We start from the raw sequence: 19,478 nt of genomic DNA on the forward strand, positions 1-19,478 counted from the left end.
ATAAGGAGGGAAACATACATGTTCAACACATCTGAAGAAATAATCGCGGACATCAAAGCAGGCAAAATCATCGTGCTTGTCGATGATGAGGATCGCGAAAATGAAGGCGATCTGATTTGCGCAGCCGAATTCGCGACTCCGGAAAACATCAATTTCATGGCCATCTACGCGAAAGGCTTAATCTGTATGCCGATGGATCGGACACTCACCGAGAAACTGGTGCTGACTCCGATGGTGGACCGCAACACCGATAATCATGGGACAGCCTTCACCGTCGCCATCGACCACGTTGAGACGACCACCGGCATCTCGGCCTTCGAACGCTCTTTGACCGTCATGAAGGCAGTAGAGGATAATGCCCAGCCCGAAGATTTCCGCCGACCCGGCCACATTTTCCCGCTGAAAGCAGTGGACAACGGCGTGCTCGCTCGCAACGGCCACACCGAAGCCACCGTCGACTTGGCGCGTTTGGCCGGGCTGAAGCCGGCAGGGCTCTGCTGCGAAATCATGGCCGATGACGGCACGATGATGCGCACAGACGAACTGATCACTTTCGCCAAACAACATGACCTGAAGATCGGCACGATCGCCGACCTGATCGCCTACCGCAAGGAGAACGAACAGCTCTACAAGCGCGAAGGCAAAGCCAAACTACCCACCAAATACGGTGAGTTCGACATCTACACTTACGTGAGCAAGATCGACGCAGACGAACACCACGTCGCTTTGGTCATGGGCGATGTCACGACGGAAGAACCCGTGCTGGTGCGCGTCCATTCCGAGTGCTTGACCGGCGATGTCTTCGGATCGAAACGCTGCGACTGCGGCCAGCAATTGGACGCGGCCATGAAGCAGATCGCCGAGGCAGGCCGAGGGGTCTTGGTCTACTTGCGCCAGGAAGGACGCGGCATCGGGCTCGTCAACAAAATCCACGCTTATTCGCTGCAGGACCAAGGCTACGACACAGTTGAAGCCAATCTGATTCTGGGATTCCCAAGCGATCTGCGCGAATACTACATGGCTGACGAGATGCTGCAAGACTTGGGCGTCAAGGAAATCCGGCTTTTGACGAACAATCCGCTTAAGATAGAAGGATTGAAAAAGCACGGTGTGAAGATCACCGAAAGGCTTCCGATCCAGCTGGAGATCTTCGATGAAACGCAGCGCTACATGGAAACAAAGAAACAAAAGATGGGGCATTATTTGGATTTATAAAAAAACAACCAAACAGGAGGAAAAAAAATGAACATCATCGAAGGACAATTAATTGCACAGGATTTAAAAATCGCTATCGTGGTGGCAAGATTCAACGAATTCATCGGCTCGAAATTGGTGGGCGGTGCCTTGGACGGCTTGAAGCGCCATGGCGTGGCTGAAGATGCCATCGACTTGGCATGGGTGCCGGGCGCATACGAGATCCCATTGGTAGCACAAAAAATGGCGGCTTCCGGAAAATACGATGCTGTCATCACTTTGGGCGCCGTCATCAAAGGTGCGACAGCGCATTTCGATTACGTCTGTTCCGAGGTATCCAAAGGCGTAGCAACCGCCTCCATGAGTACGGGCGTTCCAGTCATCTTCGGCGTCCTGACGACCGACACGATCGAACAAGCCATTGAGCGCGCCGGCACGAAAGCGGGCAACAAAGGCTACGATTGTGCCGTATCCGCCATCGAAATGGCCAACCTGCTTAAGAATTTATAAAAGTTTATGGAAAAACTAATGTTCAAAGGAGTCCGCACCATCATCCTTGACTACGACGGCACCCTCCATGACAGCACCAAGAATTACATCCACGCTTTCAAACAAGCCTATGCTTACCTCGTTGAAGCCGGCCACGCCGCATCAAGAGATTGGGCGGATGCTGAAATCACGAAGTGGCTGGGCTACAGCAGCAAAGCCATGTGGGAAAATTTCATGCCTGACCTAGAAGAAGAAATCCGATCGAAGGCCTCAAAAATGATCGGGCAGATCCTGCTGGAAAAAGCCCAAACCGGGCAGGCTGTTCTTTACGAGGGCGCTCTGGAAACTTTGCAGGCATTGAAGAAGAAAGGCTACCGCTTGGTCTTCTTGAGCAACTGCAGCCGGGCCTACATGGAAGCGCACCGGGAAAGCTTCGGGTTGGACCGATACTTCGACGGCATGTACTGCACCGAAGATTTCAGCTTCATCCCCAAATATGAAATCTTCGAATCGATCCAATCGGTTTTCCCTGGCGGCTACCTGATCGTGGGCGACCGTTTCCAGGACATCGAGGTCGCCGAACATCATCCCGTCAGCACAGTGGGCTGCCGCTACGGCTTCGGTTTTCCCGGAGAACTGGACTCGGCGGATGCACAGATAGACGATATCCGCGAATTGAACGACTTGCTGTAACAATAGAAAGAGGCTGGGATTTTGTCCCAGCCTCTTTCTGCGCTTCCGGATATTAGATACATAAACGTGGAACAACCGACGAATCACTCTTTCACCGGAAATTCCGATTCAACCGGTCCAACAACCGATAAAGCAGCTCCCGGTTGCTCGCTGGAATCGGATAATTCCGGATTTCTACTGCCGTCTGCGTATAGGCGGTGCCATCCAAGAAGGCCACATCGTTCTGGAGAATGCTCTCGATGCTCTCCTTTGTGGACTCGAAATGGAATTGCAGGCCGATCACGTTACTTTTATAGACAAAGCCCTGGTTCGGACAGACATCGCTTGCGAACAGGCGCTCCGCTCCTTCCGGCAAGCCGAATTGTTCCCCGTGCCAATGGAACACGACCATTTCCTCAGGCAAATCGCCGATAGTTGTCGAGCTTATCGTTCGGATCGGCAGCCAGCCTGCTTCCCGGTAGGCCCCCTGAAAAATGTCAGCCCCCAAAGCTTTGGCGATCTGCTGTCCGCCGAGACAAACGCCAAACACTGGCTTGCCCTGGCTGATGAGTGCGCGGATAAGCTGGCGCTCCTCCTCCAGCCAAGGCAGTTCATCCAGGACGCTCATGGGACCGCCCAATATCACCAGGAAATCCGTTTCCTCCGATTTCGGCAAAGCTTCACCCAGAAATAGGCGGTATACCTTATATTCATTTCCGGTCTGTCGGCACCAATTCTCGATTTCACCTGGCCCTTCAAAATCCACGTGCTGCAAAATTGCGATACCCATGCTGATCCCTCCTTAAAATTGTTTATTTCCATCATAATCCATCATCCCGCAACCGTCACCCAACTCTGCGTTATTGAGTGCAGATGCAGGTCGAGAATGTTATGATAGACCTATAGAAAACACTTGATCCAAAGCCATTTCCGAAGGGAGCAAGCACCATGAGAAACCTGGACAAAGAAATTGCGATCATCCAAAAATTCAAAGCCGAGCACCCGAACAAAGCCTACAAACTCTACATCGAGACAAGCGACGACTTCGACTTCCATGACGAAACCGAAAGCGAAGACTACATCGCCGTCCTCATCGCCGAATTGGAGACCGAAACGCCCGTAGAAAATCCGTTTTTGGAAGGCACATCCGCCTATACCTGGGATGCCGAATACGTCATCTACATCGACAAACCAACTACGGCCGACCGGGAATTGATCACAAAACTTTATTACGACGAACTGCTCCAATATGTCTGAAGGGAATCACCCTTCAGGCATTTTTTTGTCCGTTGCGTCTTTGGTTGGCTCCTCCAAGATGCTCTCTGGGGGTTTATGCCCGGCCGCTTTCTCCTCATCGGTCCCACTCCCGCTTGGCTCCGGTTCTTTGGACGACCGCAGCATCTTCTCCACGAGCAATTTGACCACCCGATCCAGTTCAACCATCACGATTCCTCCCCTGCTTTTTTACCATCATAGCACAAAGATTGCGGGAGCTCACCGGGAATTCGGCTAACGGAAATGGGTCGGGTTCCCGGTGTGAAGCCGTTCGCCGGGAATTCGGCTGCCCGAATGATAGGAGCACGCGTCGTAGAAAGCTGGTCATTGTCCGACAAACCGCTGTCCGCCCACTGATACCCACTCTCTTAAAGCGTCAAAACGACATAAAACAGCCTCCAGAAATCCGTATGTTACGGACTTCCGGAGGCTGTTTGTTTTATAAAAGGTGCATCAAATAGATCAGTCGTTCAAGGACTGTTCGGCCAGCCATTGCATCAATGTGATCTCTGTTCCGTCGATCACTGTCGACACTTCATTGTTGTGGACATACACCCAAGAGAAGTGGCCATTGTATTGATAAGGCGTGCCGTCCGCATTTGTATACAGACCGGAAGTGTCCTCGACATTATCAAACAAGGTCATGTACACATCCGCACCGGCAGCCAACAAGCGGTTGTAGGTAGGAATCGTATTGATTGCTGGAGGCAGCACCATGTCGTTTGCGGCGGCAGTGAACCAGATAGGCGTCTGCGCCAGATTCTGGATGTCCGCATCCGAGATCAAAACATCATTCAAACCTTCGCAGACAGGGAAAGCGGCAGCGAAGTAGCCAGGGTAATCCCGCACCATCAGCATCGTCATGTAGCCGCCGTTGGAAGGTCCGCCGATATAGATTCGGTCGGTGTCGACATCCGGATTGTTGGCGACGTACTCTTCAATCAGCGCCATCAAAGCATCTTCGTATTTGGAAGAACCATCCGCTCTTCCGCCGATGCCGTCCATCCAATAGGTCGGTGTCTGCGGAGCCAAGACATAGGCTCCATCGAAGTAGGACTGGATCTCATCCGTAGCCAAAGCAGTCGCTTTGTTTGCAGCCAACGGGATTGTCGCATCCGTTCCGCCTTCCCCGCCTCCGTGCAGCCAGATGATCAATGGATTTTCTTGGTTGTCCTGCGCCGGGCTGTAGTCAGCATAAGTCAATGTGACGTCTTCGAAGGTCGATGCGCCGGTTTCGAAATCTTCGATGATTTCCTTGGTTGTTCCGGCAAATTCCGTGACGACCAGACCGGATACGGAGCCCGCCGGCGTTTCGATAGCCGTCTGTTGCGTGATGGTGTAGGCGTTCGTCGTCCAATCATTGCGACCGGTAGCGACCTGATAGTTCAAAGCAGAGCTCAAGGCCAAAGTCGGACCGTATTCCATTTCCAGCACCACATACTGGCCAGTCTGAACGGCCGGATTGCCGTCTTTGTCGGCCATATAGGCATTGGTGACATTCACGATGCCCGCACCCAGCAAGGAAGGTTCTAAGCGGCTGTCGCTTCTTGAGACATTGACGCTGAATGTATCAGTCGTCACGGAGCCTTGCGGAACCGGCCTGCCCAAGTCCACGATGATCTTCGTCACCGTTGCGCCCCAATCCTTCACTTCGATGACCGTTTCATAGGATGATGGCTGCGTCTTCAATTCTTTTGCCGAAACCTGATCCGCCGTTGCGAACAACCCTCCTAAAACCACCGCGCTCAATGCCGTTACTTTAGCCATTTTTTTCACTCTACCCATCATATTTTTTCCTCCCGATCTATCTGTGTTTTTGTGTTGGATCCTTACAGAAAATGTTGCGTCCGCTCCGGACATTCAGTCCAGATCGGCCTCGTTTGAAGCGATGAACTTCTTGTACCAGTGGAACGACTCTTTTTTGCTGCGTTTCAAGTTGCCTTTTCCTTCATCATGATCGACATAGATGAAGCCGTAGCGTTTGGACATTTTGCCATACATTAAACTAATGCGCTGTCCAATTCTGATGCTTCCGCTTGCTGCTGCGCTTCCACCTCTTGTTTATAAGCAGCTTTGTCCATAACTTTGAAGAACGGCAGATAGACGAAATAGCTCACGCCGATCATAAGTGCTTGATAGACAGCCCATCTCCAGCCGCCCGCCATCAATCCGTTGATGATGACCGGAACACCCAACGGTACCGCGATACCCGGCAGGTAAGGCAGGATGCCTGTCAGCATGCCAAGATAGGAAGTAACTGCGATGATCAAAGGCACCAGGATGAATGGGATAGCCAAAGTGAAGTTCATGATGATCGGCATCCCGAAGATGATCGGTTCGTTGATGCCGCAGATGTTCGGTATCAAGCTCAATTTGCCAAGCACACGGTATTGCTCCGATTTTGCCCGCAGCATCGCCATAGCCAAGCCTAAGGTAGCGCCTGAACCCATGAACACAACCATCCCGAACATGCTTCCGGAAACGATGTTCGGGATTTCCAGACCGGCGTTATAGGCTGCCAAGTTTTCAGTCCCCAGCGGTGTCCAGATCGGCATGAATACACTGTAGACGACCATTGCGCCGTGTACACCGACCAACCACAAAATCTGTGCCGCAAACATCGCAACCAACAGAGCCGTAAAGCTTCCGCCCAGTTTGGTCAACGGTGCAGCCACTACTGAAAAGATGAACGAGTGGATATCACCAAAAGCAGTCAACGTCATCACGTAGCGGATGACCATTGCAAGGACAGCCAACACCAAGCCCGGCACCAGACCGGAGAATGATTTGGAAACAGTAGGCGGTACGCCGTCAGGCATCTTGATGACCCAACCTTTAATTTTAAAAATGGTATAAACTTTCGCGGACAATAACGCGACAAGAAATGCAGTAAACAGTCCCGGTGCGCCCATCCAGGTAGCGGGCAGCGAGGCCAATGTGTTCGCTTCGGAATAATTGAAAGGTGTCACAATCAAAAAGCTCATCAAGGCAAGAATCCCTGCCGGCGTCGCGTCGATGTCATAGGACTCGGCAAACTTCGCAGCGATCAAATAAACAACATAGATGGCCAAAAGGTTGGTCGTGATTTCAGAAGGAATAACCGTAATCGCTTTCAATCCAGCGTTGACCAAAAAATCCTGATACCCTTGAACCGGGAAACTGTTCACGAGACTCCCCAAGGCACCCACGATCGTGATCGGCATCGCTGACATCAGACCATTCGTGATGGCACTGATATATTTGTTATTTTGGATCGCACCCGCACCACGTTGTAAACTCATTTGCACATTCGAAAAATCAGCCATTCTTTTCAGCCCCCTATTTGTTTAATAAATTTAAAGCCTCCGCCAATACTTTTTTGCCGTTCATCATGCCGTAATCCATCGAAGGAATCGTTGCGATCGCGACCGGATGGCCACTGTACTTCTTTTTAAAGCTCTCCTCCATGTAACCGACTTGCGGACCCAGCAGGAGGATGTCGATATTCTGGATCAGCTTATCCACTTTCCCTTCCGCCGTGGCATCGATATTGACCTCCATCCCTCTCTCTTTTGCTGCGTCCTTCATCCGTTCGACCAGCATACTGGTCGAGAAACCTCCCGCACAGGCCAACATAATCGATAGTGTCATGCAATCCCCTCCTGATTCACTTTTTGTGTATGGAACAAATGGACTTCTTCCCTCAGTTGGATCAGGTGCTGCGCCAGATCCCTCACGGTCATGGCATTCATCACATGATCCTGTGCATGGACCATCAGCAGCGTAGTGTTGGTCGGTTTTCCTCTGATTTCTTCTTGGATGATCGTAGTTTGCAGATCATGCGCCTTGTTCAAGGAAGTCCTTGCCTCCCCCATCAGTTTGTCGGCTTCCATAAACTCGCCCTTTTCGGCAGCTTGGATGGCTTTCATGCTGTACGCGCGGGCATCTCCCCCATGGATGATCAGTTGCATGATGATGTTCTCCTCGTCTTCCAAATGAATCCCTCCTGTCCTTTATCCTTTCATTTATCTATATGCAAATAGCGTGCCAACACACATGAACCGCACCGTATCGCGCAACAAAAAAATCTGTGTCGCCAAAACGACACAGATTTTTTAAAATTATGCAATTGTGTGTCAGCCGTTCGCCGTGTAGGACACACTTCGGGCCAAGTAAGCATAGGCGACATGGTTCAGCATGTCCTCGTTGATCATCTCCAGATGCTCCCGGAAATAATCCAGGAAAAGATTCTTGATTTTCGGAACGATATATTTGTCCTGCGGAAAGGAAACCATGCCTTTTTCAAAATGCGGAATCTGTTCCTTGCGCTTGATTTTGCGCAGCATACCGATGATATGGAAGGAAAGGCCGATCTTATCGCTCACAAACAGGGAAGGGCTCATCATTTCGTTCACTTCATCGTTGAAGCGATAAATGCTGGACAGCAGCTCCTCTATTTCGGGCATGTCGTAATACTTCAGGATCGTTTCCTTAATCGAACGATACGTATAGATTTCATCGATGCAGTCCTGAATCCTTTGCAGTCCCGCCCGGTTCATGACCGTATACAGCTCAAAGGTCGGATACTCCGTTTTGATCGCAAAGGTGCTGATGACACAGATGATCTCGTATTCCTTCGTCAATTCCTGAAGGCGCACATAAATGCTCTCCTTGCCGACCAGGTTGATCGGTACGATCGTGATTTCCTTCTCGTCGAAGGAAATCTCCTTGCGGATGATGTCACGGATCGTTACGGCGGTTCCCTCGCCGGTCAGGCAGATCGAAATGATCGCCAACGGTCTGAAATGGAACGAATCCGTGGCTTGCGGCCGCACTTTGGGCTTCTGCACCTGTTCCAATGCCTTCCTGTCCTGATAGATGGCCATATAGTCGTTCACCTTCAGGGTCTCGACGTAGACTTCACGCAGACTGCAACCGATCATCGCTTTTCTGCTGGCCTCGAGGACATGCATGGTGCTCACCAATGGGATGGACTCGGCCTTCAAGGGGAACAGCTTTTCCAGTTCCCCCGCAAAAGTCGTCAGGCTGCCCATATCCACCAGCAGCAGGATATCGTCCATAATCTGATGGTTTTTGATGTAGCGGACCAGCCTTTCGAATACCTGTCGGGGCTCCTCATCCAAGCGCGCATTGATCCCGATGGCACCCTCATGGTTCAGCAGTTGGTTCGCCGTGTCGCAAAGTGCCGACGCAATCCCTGATCCGTGCGCAATCACGATTACCTGCACTTTCGCCAATCTTTCGATCGCATCCATCTCATCGTGCGTCAGGAACATGATGAAGTAACTCGCTTCCTCTTCCGGAATGCGCACACCCAGGTCCGCTTCCAAAATGGCCATACATTCTTTCGCGACACCATACATCTCCGGATATTTGTCGATGATCGCTTCATGCATATCGTTTTTCAGCACATGATCCTGTTGGCTTCGCTTCACAAGGTTGTAGATATGGATCGCCATCATCTGGAACACCTTATCGCTCATCACTTTGCCTGTCTTGATCGTGACATGGCGGAGGATTTTTTCCAGTTCCTTGATGATGTTGTCAGGCACAAGCGCAATCAAATTTTCCTTGTTGCAGAAGCGTTGTTCCTTTTCTCCAGTCAACTTGAAATACGTCTTCAGATCGTGCTCCATCGCTTTTTGGATCTCATCCGCACTGATTTTTTTCTGCTCCAATTCCCTGTAGCGTGTATTCATTTCCCGATAAATGGTGCTTTCGCTCGGCGCGCTGCTGACTTCCGGAACGGTATTGTCGGAAGGAAGATATTGGATCGCCTGTCGGTTCGTCCCTTCGTATTTCGACCACATCTGACGGTGGTCCGCATTGCTGAGCAGACCCGCCCGGATGTAATCCGGCAGATCATTGCTGCTGACTTTCAGATAATTTTCTTTGACTGCCAAGAAACGGGCATAGCTTTTCGCGAAAGCGATCCGGATATCCGCTTTGAATTGCCCGATGTTCAATTCGCATTTGTAATGCAGAAAAGCTTTCAGCGCATTCTTGCTGAAATACATCGGCACTCCCAACTGGTCGACTTCCTGCTGGACGAAGGCATCGAACAGCTGATGGCGTTCCTCGATCGACCTTTCCCTCAAACTCGGCAGATCGATGATGATCGGCAGTCTGCGGATGAATGTTTTCAGAAGTGTGTCCTTCTTCTCCGTCGTAGCGCCGATGATCAGGACATTGGCATGGTGATCCTTTTCGGATTCGCCGAGCGGCCGGAAAACACCGCGGTCGATGTAGGTGAACAGCATCTCCTGCCCTTCGATCGGCAACCGGTGGATTTCATCCAAAAATAGGATGCCACCGTTCGCCTTCTCGAGCAGCCCTGTCTTATTTGTCTCCGCACCCGTATAAGCCCCTTTTGTATGGCCAAACAACTGGCTCATCAATAGTTGCGGATTATGGGCATAATCGGCGCAATTGAACTGGATGAAGGGGGAAGATTCGGCCAGTTTCCCCGATTGGATACCGTATTTGTGCAGCAAATCGGCAAACAACGACTTGCCCACCCCAGTTTCGCCCAGCAACAGCATATGCATGCCGTCCCCTGGATACAGGATGGCAGCCTTCCCTTGCTCGATCTGATGGAAAAGGCTGGGATTCTTCTTCAGGAATTTATCCATGTCCACGATTTTAGGCGTTTCCTTTGGTGCCGCAGCCTGTTGGGGCACCTTGCGTGCGCACGGGAAAAAACGTACCGGTCTGGTTTTTTCTTTGTAGCAGCGTTTTTCCTTATACAGCTGATTCAGATCACGCGAAATATTGCTTCTGTCGCTTTTCAATCTATAGGCGATTTCCTCGGCCGTTATGCCATGCTTCTTTTCCTCGTAAAGCATGCCCAATGCCTCTAGCACTTTTTCAATCCTCTGCAAAAATCATCACCCCTTGGTAAGCGTTTACATTCCAATAACAATCGTACCATATACTTTAATCATGTAAGAATATAAAAATATTAGATTGTAGTTATTATTTGCAGTGCCTGCTAAAAAATTTAAAAACAAAGAATACGGTTATTGCTTTGCATGAATTCCAAGTAAACTAGTAGGCAGCGAGAAGATGATATATAATAGGCTTTATGCTGAGTATGCTGGCGCGATCAATATCATGACCACGCTGGTATGTATTGTAACCATGCCCATCTTTGTCATCCTGTATTATTTATAAAACAAAAAAATCCTGGGAAACAGTGAAGAAAATTACTTCACTGTTCCCAGAATTTCTGCTTAAAGAATTATGGGTAATGAGGGGTTTGAACCCCCGACCCGCTGATTAAGAGTCAGCTGCTCTACCAACTGAGCTAATTACCCCTATCACGTGCTGATCACGTAACAAATGTTATTTTACTCTCTTTTCCAATAAAATGCAATAACTTCACGAAAAAAAGAGTCCACATCCGGATAGTATCTCCGGATGCGGACTCTTTTTTGTATTCATTACTGCCTTAGATGCTTGCCCAAACATTTTCCAAAACGTTCGTTTGGTTGCGGTCAGGTCCCACTGAGAAAGTGGAGATGCGAACGCCAACCGTTTCTTGAACGCGACGGACATAGTTGCGTGCATTTTCAGGAAGTTCTTCCAATGTGCGGCAGCCAGTGATGTCTTCGCTCCAGCCTGGCAACTCTTCATAGACAGGCGTACATTGAGCCAATTCCTTCAAGCTTGCTGGATAATGGTAGATCAATTCACCTTCACCATTTTTATAAGCTGTACAGATTTTGACTGTTTCCAAACCACTCAAAACATCGATGGAGTTCAAGCATAGGTTAGTGATGCCTGAAACGCGTTTTGAATGACGCATAACAACTGCATCAAACCAGCCGATACGGCGCGGTCTGCCTGTCGTTGTTCCGTATTCACGGCCGACTTCGCGGATTTGGCTTCCTACTTCATCGAATAACTCAGTAGGGAACGGGCCATCGCCGACACGGGAAGTGTAAGCCTTGCAGACACCGACAACTTTATCGATCTTGGTAGGGCCCACACCGCTACCGATGGTTACCCCACCAGCAACCGGGTTGGAAGAAGTAACGAATGGATAAGTACCTTGGTCGATATCCAACATAACCCCTTGAGCGCCTTCGAATAGGACGCGTTTACCTGCATCCAATACATCGTTCAAGATAACGGATGTGTCGGTTACATATTTTTTGAGTTCTTGACCATATTGGTAATACTCTTCAAAAATATCTTCGAATTTGATTTCTACAGAATCGAACATTTTTGTGAACTGACGATTCTTTTCTTCCAAGTTGATTTTCAGGCGCTCTTCAAAGATCTCTTTGTCCAACAAATCAGCTACACGGATACCGACACGCGCTGCTTTATCCATGTAAGCTGGCCCGATACCTTTGATCGTCGTACCGATTTTGTTTTCGCCTTTTGAATCTTCCTGAAGCTGATCCAATTGAATATGATAAGGCAAAATGACATGGGCACGGTCGGAAATACGCAGGTTATCCGTGTTGATGCCGTGATCTTTCAAATATGCCAATTCTTTGATCAATGATTTCGGATTCACTACTACGCCGTTTCCGATCACACTGATTTTTTCTGGATAAAAAATGCCGGATGGAATTAAGTGCAATTTGTATGTAACGCCATCAAACTGGATTGTGTGGCCAGCATTGTCTCCGCCTTGATATCTAGCGATTACTTCTGCATTCTCACTAAGGAAATCTGTAATCTTCCCTTTACCTTCGTCTCCCCATTGAGTCCCAACAACTACTACTGAAGTCATTATTTACTCCACCTCATCTTATTTATTCATAACACTATGCTAGTTTACCAATATTACCTATGTCTTTCAATAAAGAATCAAATAAAAGCGCTCATTTCTGAACAATTTGTCCAATATCATTAACTAATTTCCGGCATATAGCTCATCGAAGAAAATTTATTGAATTCCTTTTTGAACAGGAGCTTTACGGTTCCCCGCGCCCCACTCCGGTTTTTTTCGATGATGACTTCTACGACATTGTTCTCCTGCTCATCCCGTTCCGATTCTTCGCCGCCTTCACGTTCGTAATAATCATCGCGGTACAGGAAAGCAACGATATCGGCATCCTGCTCGATCGATCCCGATTCACGGATATCGCTCAATACCGGACGCTTGTCTTGCCTTTGCTCCACGCCACGGGACAATTGGGAAAGGGCGATTACCGGTACTTTCAGTTCCTTCGCCAACTTTTTCAATTGACGCGAAATGTCGGAAACTTCCTGTTGGCGACTTTCGCGGTTATTCCCTTCGATCAGCTGCAGATAATCGATCACGATGAGGCCCAGTTTTCCCTGTTCCTGCAGCAAACGACGGCTTTTTGCCCTGATTTCCGCAATCCGGATCCCCGGCGTATCATCTATGAAGATTTTTGACTGGCCCAGCGTCCCCATCGCCATGATCAGGTTGGACCACTCATCCTCAGAAAGCTGTCCTGTCCTCAGGTGGCCGGCATCGATGTTCCCTTCCGCACACAGCATCCGGTTGACCAATGACTCCGCCCCCATCTCCAAGCTGAAGATAGCGACTACCTGATCCGCCTTGGTTGCGACATTCTGCGCGATGTTCAGCGCAAAAGCGGTCTTACCTACGGCCGGACGCGCCGCCAGGATGATCAGCTCTTCTTTTTGGAGGCCCGCCGTCATTTTGTCCAAAGCGATATAGCCTGTCGGCACCCCAGTGACGTCATCGCTTCGTTGAGCCAATGATTCGATATTCTGCAGCGATGCCGAAACGACATCCGATATGCGGATGAACCCGGATCGGTTTCTCCGTTCGGATACCTGAAGGATGTTCTGTTCGGCGCTGTCCAGCATGACAGCAAGCTCATCACCCTCTTCATAGCCTTTGCGGACGATTTCTGTAGCTGATCGGATCAGATTGCGCAAGATCGATTTCTCTTCCACTATCTTGGCGTAATATTCCACGTTGGCTGAAGTGGGTACCGCGACCGCCAATTCGGCTAAGTACTCCATGCCGCCAGCATTTTCAAGCTGATTCTTCGTATCCAACTCATTCGAGATAGTGACGACGTCTATCGCTTCATTCCGATTGTTCAATTGCAAAATCGCATCAAAAATAATCTGATGATTTTTTCTGTAAAAATCAGATGATTCAAGGTATTCTAAAACATTCACAACCGTTTCGGGATCCAAAAAAATGGAACCCAGAACGGATTGCTCTGCTTCTATACTATGAGGGGGTATGCGATCTTGAAGTGTATCTTCCATTTTATATTTTCACCCTTTAGGTTTTTTCATTCGGACGAGGCAATCATTCCTGGCTACCTCGTCTTTTGCTTCCTTATTGTATCCTAAATCAGCCATATTTACAATTCAGAAAAACGAACTCTTGTTCCCATTTGTAAAAAATTCTGTTGGGTCAGTCCGCCTTAAAAAGGCCGTCAGATTAATTTTCTTCTATATTATAGGAGTTGCCTCAGTGATCCTCATAAGCAAACGAAAAGACAGAGATTGGTATCCCTGTCTTTCGTTTGTGTTTGGAAAATTATTACCCTTCCGTCACTTGTACAGTCAACATCGCTGTCACTTCCGGATGAATTTTTACGGGCATTTTTGTGAAACCCAATGCGCGGATAGGATTTTCTAATTCAATTTTTCGTTTATCCAATTTAACATTATGTTGCTTTTGCAACGCTTCAGCAACCTGTTTCGTTGTTATGGAACCGAACAATCGACCATCTTCGCCAATTTTTGCGGACAATTTGATGATTGATTCATCATTCTCCAGCAGTGCTTTTAATTCTTGGGCTGCTGCTAACTCCTCTGCCTGCTTCTTCTCTTCAGCCTTCTTTTGGCCTTTCAATGCGGAAATAGTGGCGGCATTCGCTTCTTCAGCCTTGCGGTTTTTGATCAGGAAATTAGCGTAGCCATCCGCAACATCTTTGACTTCCCCTTTTTTACCTTTACCTTTAACGTCCTCTAAAAAAACAACTTTCATTTATTATTCCCCTTCCTTGATTTTTTCTGGATTTATGACTGCTTTCAGTTTCTCAACGACTTCATGGACTGTCGTATTCTCAATCTGAGTGGCTGCATTGGATAAATGTCCGCCGCCACCTAATTTTTCCATGACTGTCTGCACATTGTATTGACCCAGACTTCTGGCGCTGATTCCGACTCTGCCGTCTTGGCGTTTTGTGACGACAAATGAAGCATCTACCGCTTCCATCGACAACATCGTGTCGGCTGTTTGAGCAGCTACGACTGTGTCATAGATTTTTTCATCTTCCCCATGGACGATCGCCAGGTTACCATTCACAAATTCCATTGTCTGCAACAAATGGCTTCGCAACAGATAAGTATCCAAGTCCTCTTTCAGTGATTTCTGGATCAGTACGGTATCGGCTCCATTAGATTGCAGATAACTGGCAGCATCAAAAGTCCTTGATCCGGTTCTCAAACTGAAGTTGCGGGTATCGACGATAATCCCCGCCAACATAGCAGTTGCTTCTATCTTATTGATAGCATCCATCTCATTGGATTGATATTCGAACAATTCAGCGATCAATTCCGATGTGGAGGACGCATAAGGTTCCATATAAACCAAAACAGAATCTTTCGGAAATTCTTGTCCGCGTCTGTGATGATCCAAAACAACTATTTTTTTGGACAGATTCAACAGCCCAGGTGCCGGTGTCATGGATGGGCGATGGACATCAACCATCACGATCAGCGTCTGTGGCGTCACCAATGCCATTGCTTGTTCAGGCGAAATGATCCGCTTCGCAATCAAAGGATCTTTGTCTATCTCCTGCATGATCCGGTTCACATCATTGGAAAATTGTTGCGGATCCAATACTATCCAGGCTTCCCGATTGTTCATCTGAGAAATGCGGCGGATTCCTAAACAGGAACCGATAACGTCCATATCCGGATAACTATGACCCATGATGATAACTTTATCGGCATGGATAATAAGCTCTTCCAAAGCTTGGCTGATCATTCTCGCACGGATACGGGTCCGTTTTTCCATTGGGTTAGTTTTACCACCATAGAAACGGGCATCTTCATTTTCGGCCCGCACAACAACCTGATCGCCACCTCTTGCCAAGGCTAAATCAATATTCGACTGCGCCATTTTAGCGACTTCTTTAAAATTGGTTTGCTCAAAAGTTTTCTCATATGAGAAACCCATGCTCAATGTCAACGGAAAATTTTGCTTGTAGGTTCTTTCCCTTATTTGATTTATGATATCAAAATTGTTTTCTTCGATTTTCTTTAATGCACGCATATTGGTCAATGCTATAAAGCGGTCATCATCTACTCGTTTCAGAAAGACATTATTCATGTTTGCCCAATTTGTGAGTTGATTCGTCAGATAGTTGTTTACATTCGATCGCTTACGATCGTTCATGGATTGAACAGCCTCATCATAATTGTCGACAATGATATTCCCAAAAACAAATTTTTCGTCTTTGTACTTCTCTTCAATTTTGGCATATTCTGTTATATCCATCAAATAAATGACGCCAATATCCTCTTGAATGATCATATCAAAATAATGATCTCCCCATTTCACACGGCGTATCACATAATCCTGCGATTCTTTAAAAAGCTGATATAATTCTTCATCAACCACTTTCAGCTTTCTGCCCAGTGTATCTTTCTTGCCAAAATACTTTATTAAATATGGGTTCATCCATTGGATTTCTTCTTGCTTATTATATAGAAGTATCCCAATAGGCATTTTAATTAAAGCCTCTTGTTCACCTTTTTTGATTCGATAAGATAAGTCAGATATGTATTGATTTGTCTCATCAATCAAATACTCCGAAGAATAACTGATGAACCCAACAATTCCAACGCATAAGAGCGTAATTCCAATACCGATTTTCCAGTCTGCAATGAAAGTCAAAACAACAATCACCAGCAATAAGAACACGATAATCAGGAAAGGAACCTTAATCTTGTCAGCCTTTATGAAGTGAGGAAGATTCTTTAACTTTTCCTTTATTTTCATGATAGCTCCTTTACTGAACCTACATTTTGCACTCGTACATTTTAACATATTCAGATAATAATAGCTATAATGCCCTTTCTGACGGGATTAGTTGACATCTCAACGTCAAATTGAATGTTTCACGTGAAACATTTCCCCTGAATAAAGTTCGTATTCCGGATAGCGGACTTTCTGAGCATACCCCGGTCATCGTAATGTTTTCGGCGTTTAAACGTATAATTTCCTCAAAATAAATATGTGCTCTAGAATGGGTGGTGCAAACGTTCCCGCCTATCCAGTCTTCATACACCATCTGGCAAATTGAACTAAAGTGCTGCATTTTTTCTGGATATTTTTTCAAAGCATACCTGCATTTAGATGTGTACTTATCCGCAAACGGATTTAGGTACCGTGAAAATTAATCTCTCAAAATAGTAACCATTCCTGATCTAAATGTAATTATTATTATAGTTTTCACTTAGTTGCAATTGCCTCTACCATCTTTAATAGTTCCACGTGGAACATTTATTGATTACCCCTTCTATTTTTAAAACTCCTGTGTATATTCCATTTTTCTTAATCTATGTTCCACGTGGAACTTTTTTGTTCGATTATGCTGTCTTTTCGATTTGATCCCTTCTCTTACTATTTTTTCAGCTTAACCTCGCTTTCTTTCAATCTATTATTCCAACAACCCTTTTTACGAAAAATGATTTTTCTAATGACTTCTATTACTATTTCACTAATTATTTGAATAATCTAGCTATACGATGTTCTTCTATTTTTTCATAAAATCTGCAGAATCAATTTTCTTGCTTGAAAATTGATTTTCATCCTGTCTATTTTTTTCAGTTTTCGCATTTTTTAGCAGCACATTTTTTTGTGGATAACTCGAACTATCCCCACCCTTTGCAGTTATGCACATTATTCGACGTTTGCCTGTGTATAACTAAATCGAATAGTATGTTCTAACCTTGCTATAATAGGATTTCTGCTATAAAATAACTTTGTTGATAACTTATTAACTTGCTATTATTTATGACAGCTTTGGCGCTGTCGAATACCTGTGGACATCCTGTGCATAAGTCGGTGTGATTACGCTGATTCTTATATATTCGTCTGAACATTTGTTTGATTAGTGTATTTATGAAATAATGTCCTTTATTTTGGATGAATTTTCTATCATTTTAATGAAAATTACCGGATTTTGAAAAAGTCACCCTATATATTCAGCAATTAGTCATTCCTGCCCGTTTGCAAATTCATAACAGAAGTCCGTTGATCTTGATGAGATCCTTCTGTGGATAAAAGAGCAGGGAATAGTTTTCCACATCTTGTTTTTTAATGTACAGTCAGTCCTGAAATAATCTTCATATCCTTTTGTGGATAATAGAAAATACAAATATAATCAGCCTGTGTACAACCTACATCACACGCCAGTGAGGTCAACTACCTCGATGAAATCCATCCCATCAATATAGTATGCAAAAAAAAGCCTATTGCTCTTCCAGCACCTAACTTTAATTTTGATTCATCGCAATTAGCCCAAACATTACGGGGATGTAGCTGGTGAAGCGAGACAATTCAACCGACCAAACACCAAAAAACCGTAAAGCCCTAAGTCTAAATTTCCAGGAAAAAATCGTTATGTGAGCATAACTCACCCAGACACTTGATGGAAACCGCAAAAAAAATGGCGCTTAATTCGAGCGATCATCGCTTCGGCAGGTCCGTTGCAGCAAGGGTGAAGTCATCCGCCGTAAATCAATGGGTGGCGGCACAAGCCAGCGACTTTGGCCATGTGTCATTGATGAATAACTTCAGAATATCCATCATTTCAATTCAGCTGCACCTTAGGAATATACAGCTTAAACGAAAACCTTCAACAGTAAGGATGACCCTATTTGAATAGTGCCAATTTGTTTTCATTTTTTGATGCCATGTATATTTTTTTCAATCCGGGACCTGATCCTATGCATCTATTAATAATTTCGATAGCTATAAATGTAATATCGGCAACTTTTCACGCACAGACGGATGGGTATCTCATGATGCCAAGTCCTTAGTTCATCTGCAATATATTCAATTGAATGAGTCTGATTTCGTGGGGCATCACTATCTGTTTTATAGCCCTTAAGAAAACAGGGGAGGTATGTCGCTGATATGTGTTGTTACGTATCGGGTAACTACTACAGTACGGGGGATAGAAGGGGATGTCTTATTGTTTGCTGGATTGAAAACTGTAGCCAATCCCAAACAATCCAGTTCTGCCTGTTTCAGAAATATATTATTTATGAATGAAGCATACGCATCAGGAGATGGCCTAGATCCGCAGGTGATACTTTTTGGGGATTCCCACTTTCAATTTTTGAGAGCAATACCCACTAAGGAAAATATATTGGAGCAATCCAGAAGTTATTCAGCATCACAAACGGCGATACAATGTTCCACGTGGAACATTGTATCGCCGTTTGTTTTTCTTTTATTGAAATCAGCGAAATTTGAGCCTCTGACAGCATCTGCATTCTTATTAGAAGTATTTACCCATGACTTAGGATGGTTCGTTCTCACAGGGATATAATGGCCCGATCAGAGCATTCTAGTGCCTATCCTTATATCTATCGATGGAGAATACCCAGGTAGAGGGAACCAGCGCTTATGAAAAATACTTTGGAGTATTTCTGTCAGTAAGAAGCGGAGGGTGGGGCGTTTAAATGGAGTGTCCCATGTATTGAGGGATAGTGTTATCGGAATGATCCGGCTCACCCTGATAGATAAATATAGTGTCTACTTGGCTGATTTAGTGCTTGGGCGGAGCCTCTCAGAACGATGCATCAAGCAGTTTGCTTTATCTGACCATACGCTCGTTCGATAGAAGCGGATA

Annotated in this window: 15 protein-coding genes, 1 tRNA gene and 1 pseudogene; 4 read left to right on the top strand and 13 right to left on the bottom strand. The window is 46.4% G+C overall.

Annotation, left to right across the window (positions count from 1 at the left end; all coding sequences use genetic code 11):
- Positions 1 to 18 precede the first annotated feature (18 nt).
- From ACKPBX_RS07765 to ACKPBX_RS07775, 3 genes are read left to right on the top strand one after another with little or no spacing between them, the layout of a single operon-like run.
- Complete coding sequence (locus tag ACKPBX_RS07765; protein WP_086628736.1) at positions 19 to 1,215, top strand: bifunctional 3,4-dihydroxy-2-butanone-4-phosphate synthase/GTP cyclohydrolase II; 1,197 nt, start codon at positions 19 to 21, stop codon at positions 1,213 to 1,215.
- A 27-nt stretch (positions 1,216 to 1,242) separates the two neighbouring features.
- Positions 1,243 to 1,704 (top strand): 6,7-dimethyl-8-ribityllumazine synthase, encoded by a 462-nt coding sequence (ribH, locus tag ACKPBX_RS07770; protein ID WP_086942839.1) that lies wholly within the window; start codon positions 1,243 to 1,245, stop codon positions 1,702 to 1,704.
- A gap of 6 nt (positions 1,705 to 1,710) precedes the next feature.
- Positions 1,711 to 2,376, top strand: a complete 666-nt coding sequence (locus ACKPBX_RS07775; RefSeq protein ID WP_319995054.1) for an HAD family hydrolase — start codon at positions 1,711 to 1,713, stop codon at positions 2,374 to 2,376.
- A gap of 91 nt (positions 2,377 to 2,467) precedes the next feature.
- Here the strand turns inward: ACKPBX_RS07775 and ACKPBX_RS07780 are convergent, their stop codons facing one another.
- On the bottom strand, positions 2,468 to 3,145 hold the full coding sequence (locus ACKPBX_RS07780; RefSeq protein WP_319995055.1) for a type 1 glutamine amidotransferase: 678 nt from the start codon (positions 3,143 to 3,145) through the stop codon (positions 2,468 to 2,470).
- A 158-nt stretch (positions 3,146 to 3,303) separates the two neighbouring features.
- Here ACKPBX_RS07780 and ACKPBX_RS07785 point away from each other — a divergent pair, with 158 nt between their 5' ends.
- On the top strand, positions 3,304 to 3,612 hold the full coding sequence (locus ACKPBX_RS07785) for a hypothetical protein (protein ID WP_086628732.1): 309 nt from the start codon (positions 3,304 to 3,306) through the stop codon (positions 3,610 to 3,612).
- A 6-nt stretch (positions 3,613 to 3,618) separates the two neighbouring features.
- Here the strand turns inward: ACKPBX_RS07785 and ACKPBX_RS07790 are convergent, their stop codons facing one another.
- The 12 genes and pseudogenes from ACKPBX_RS07790 to ACKPBX_RS07845 form a co-directional block, all read right to left on the bottom strand.
- Positions 3,619 to 3,798 carry a hypothetical protein gene (locus ACKPBX_RS07790; RefSeq protein ID WP_319995056.1) on the bottom strand — a complete coding sequence of 60 codons (180 nt, stop codon included), beginning with the start codon at positions 3,796 to 3,798 and terminating at the stop codon, positions 3,619 to 3,621.
- A gap of 294 nt (positions 3,799 to 4,092) precedes the next feature.
- Positions 4,093 to 5,418 (bottom strand): prolyl oligopeptidase family serine peptidase, encoded by a 1,326-nt coding sequence (locus tag ACKPBX_RS07795; RefSeq protein WP_319995057.1) that lies wholly within the window; start codon positions 5,416 to 5,418, stop codon positions 4,093 to 4,095.
- 72 nt (positions 5,419 to 5,490) lie between these two features.
- A pseudogene (locus ACKPBX_RS07800) lies at positions 5,491 to 5,628 on the bottom strand (family 1 glycosylhydrolase); the annotation flags it as partial.
- Positions 5,629 to 5,630: 2 nt separating this feature from the next.
- A complete protein-coding gene (locus tag ACKPBX_RS07805) occupies positions 5,631 to 6,935 on the bottom strand; it encodes a PTS sugar transporter subunit IIC (protein WP_319995058.1) in 1,305 nt (434 codons plus the stop codon).
- A 13-nt stretch (positions 6,936 to 6,948) separates the two neighbouring features.
- Positions 6,949 to 7,260, bottom strand: a complete 312-nt coding sequence (locus tag ACKPBX_RS07810; RefSeq protein WP_319995059.1) for a PTS sugar transporter subunit IIB — start codon at positions 7,258 to 7,260, stop codon at positions 6,949 to 6,951.
- Positions 7,257 to 7,604 carry a PTS lactose/cellobiose transporter subunit IIA gene (locus ACKPBX_RS07815; protein ID WP_233442779.1) on the bottom strand — a complete coding sequence of 116 codons (348 nt, stop codon included), beginning with the start codon at positions 7,602 to 7,604 and terminating at the stop codon, positions 7,257 to 7,259. Before ACKPBX_RS07815 ends, ACKPBX_RS07810 begins: the two co-directional genes overlap by 4 nt.
- 141 nt (positions 7,605 to 7,745) lie before the next feature.
- Complete coding sequence (locus tag ACKPBX_RS07820; protein WP_319995060.1) at positions 7,746 to 10,511, bottom strand: sigma-54-dependent transcriptional regulator; 2,766 nt, start codon at positions 10,509 to 10,511, stop codon at positions 7,746 to 7,748.
- Between the two features lie 362 nt (positions 10,512 to 10,873).
- Positions 10,874 to 10,946, bottom strand: a tRNA-Lys gene (locus ACKPBX_RS07825).
- Positions 10,947 to 11,080: 134 nt separating this feature from the next.
- Positions 11,081 to 12,376 carry an adenylosuccinate synthase gene (locus ACKPBX_RS07830; RefSeq protein ID WP_086628725.1) on the bottom strand — a complete coding sequence of 432 codons (1,296 nt, stop codon included), beginning with the start codon at positions 12,374 to 12,376 and terminating at the stop codon, positions 11,081 to 11,083.
- A 119-nt stretch (positions 12,377 to 12,495) separates the two neighbouring features.
- Entirely contained in the window at positions 12,496 to 13,863 is a 1,368-nt protein-coding gene (dnaB, locus tag ACKPBX_RS07835; RefSeq protein WP_086628724.1) for a replicative DNA helicase, read from the bottom strand.
- 280 nt (positions 13,864 to 14,143) lie between these two features.
- Complete coding sequence (gene rplI / locus ACKPBX_RS07840; RefSeq protein ID WP_086628723.1) at positions 14,144 to 14,593, bottom strand: 50S ribosomal protein L9; 450 nt, start codon at positions 14,591 to 14,593, stop codon at positions 14,144 to 14,146.
- Between the two features lie 3 nt (positions 14,594 to 14,596).
- Positions 14,597 to 16,615, bottom strand: coding sequence for a DHH family phosphoesterase (locus ACKPBX_RS07845; protein ID WP_086628722.1), 2,019 nt, complete (start codon positions 16,613 to 16,615; stop codon positions 14,597 to 14,599).
- Positions 16,616 to 19,478 lie beyond the last annotated feature (2,863 nt).

Source organism: Trichococcus shcherbakoviae (genome assembly GCF_963666195.1).
Taxonomy (GTDB): Bacteria; Bacillota; Bacilli; order Lactobacillales; family Aerococcaceae; genus Trichococcus; species Trichococcus shcherbakoviae.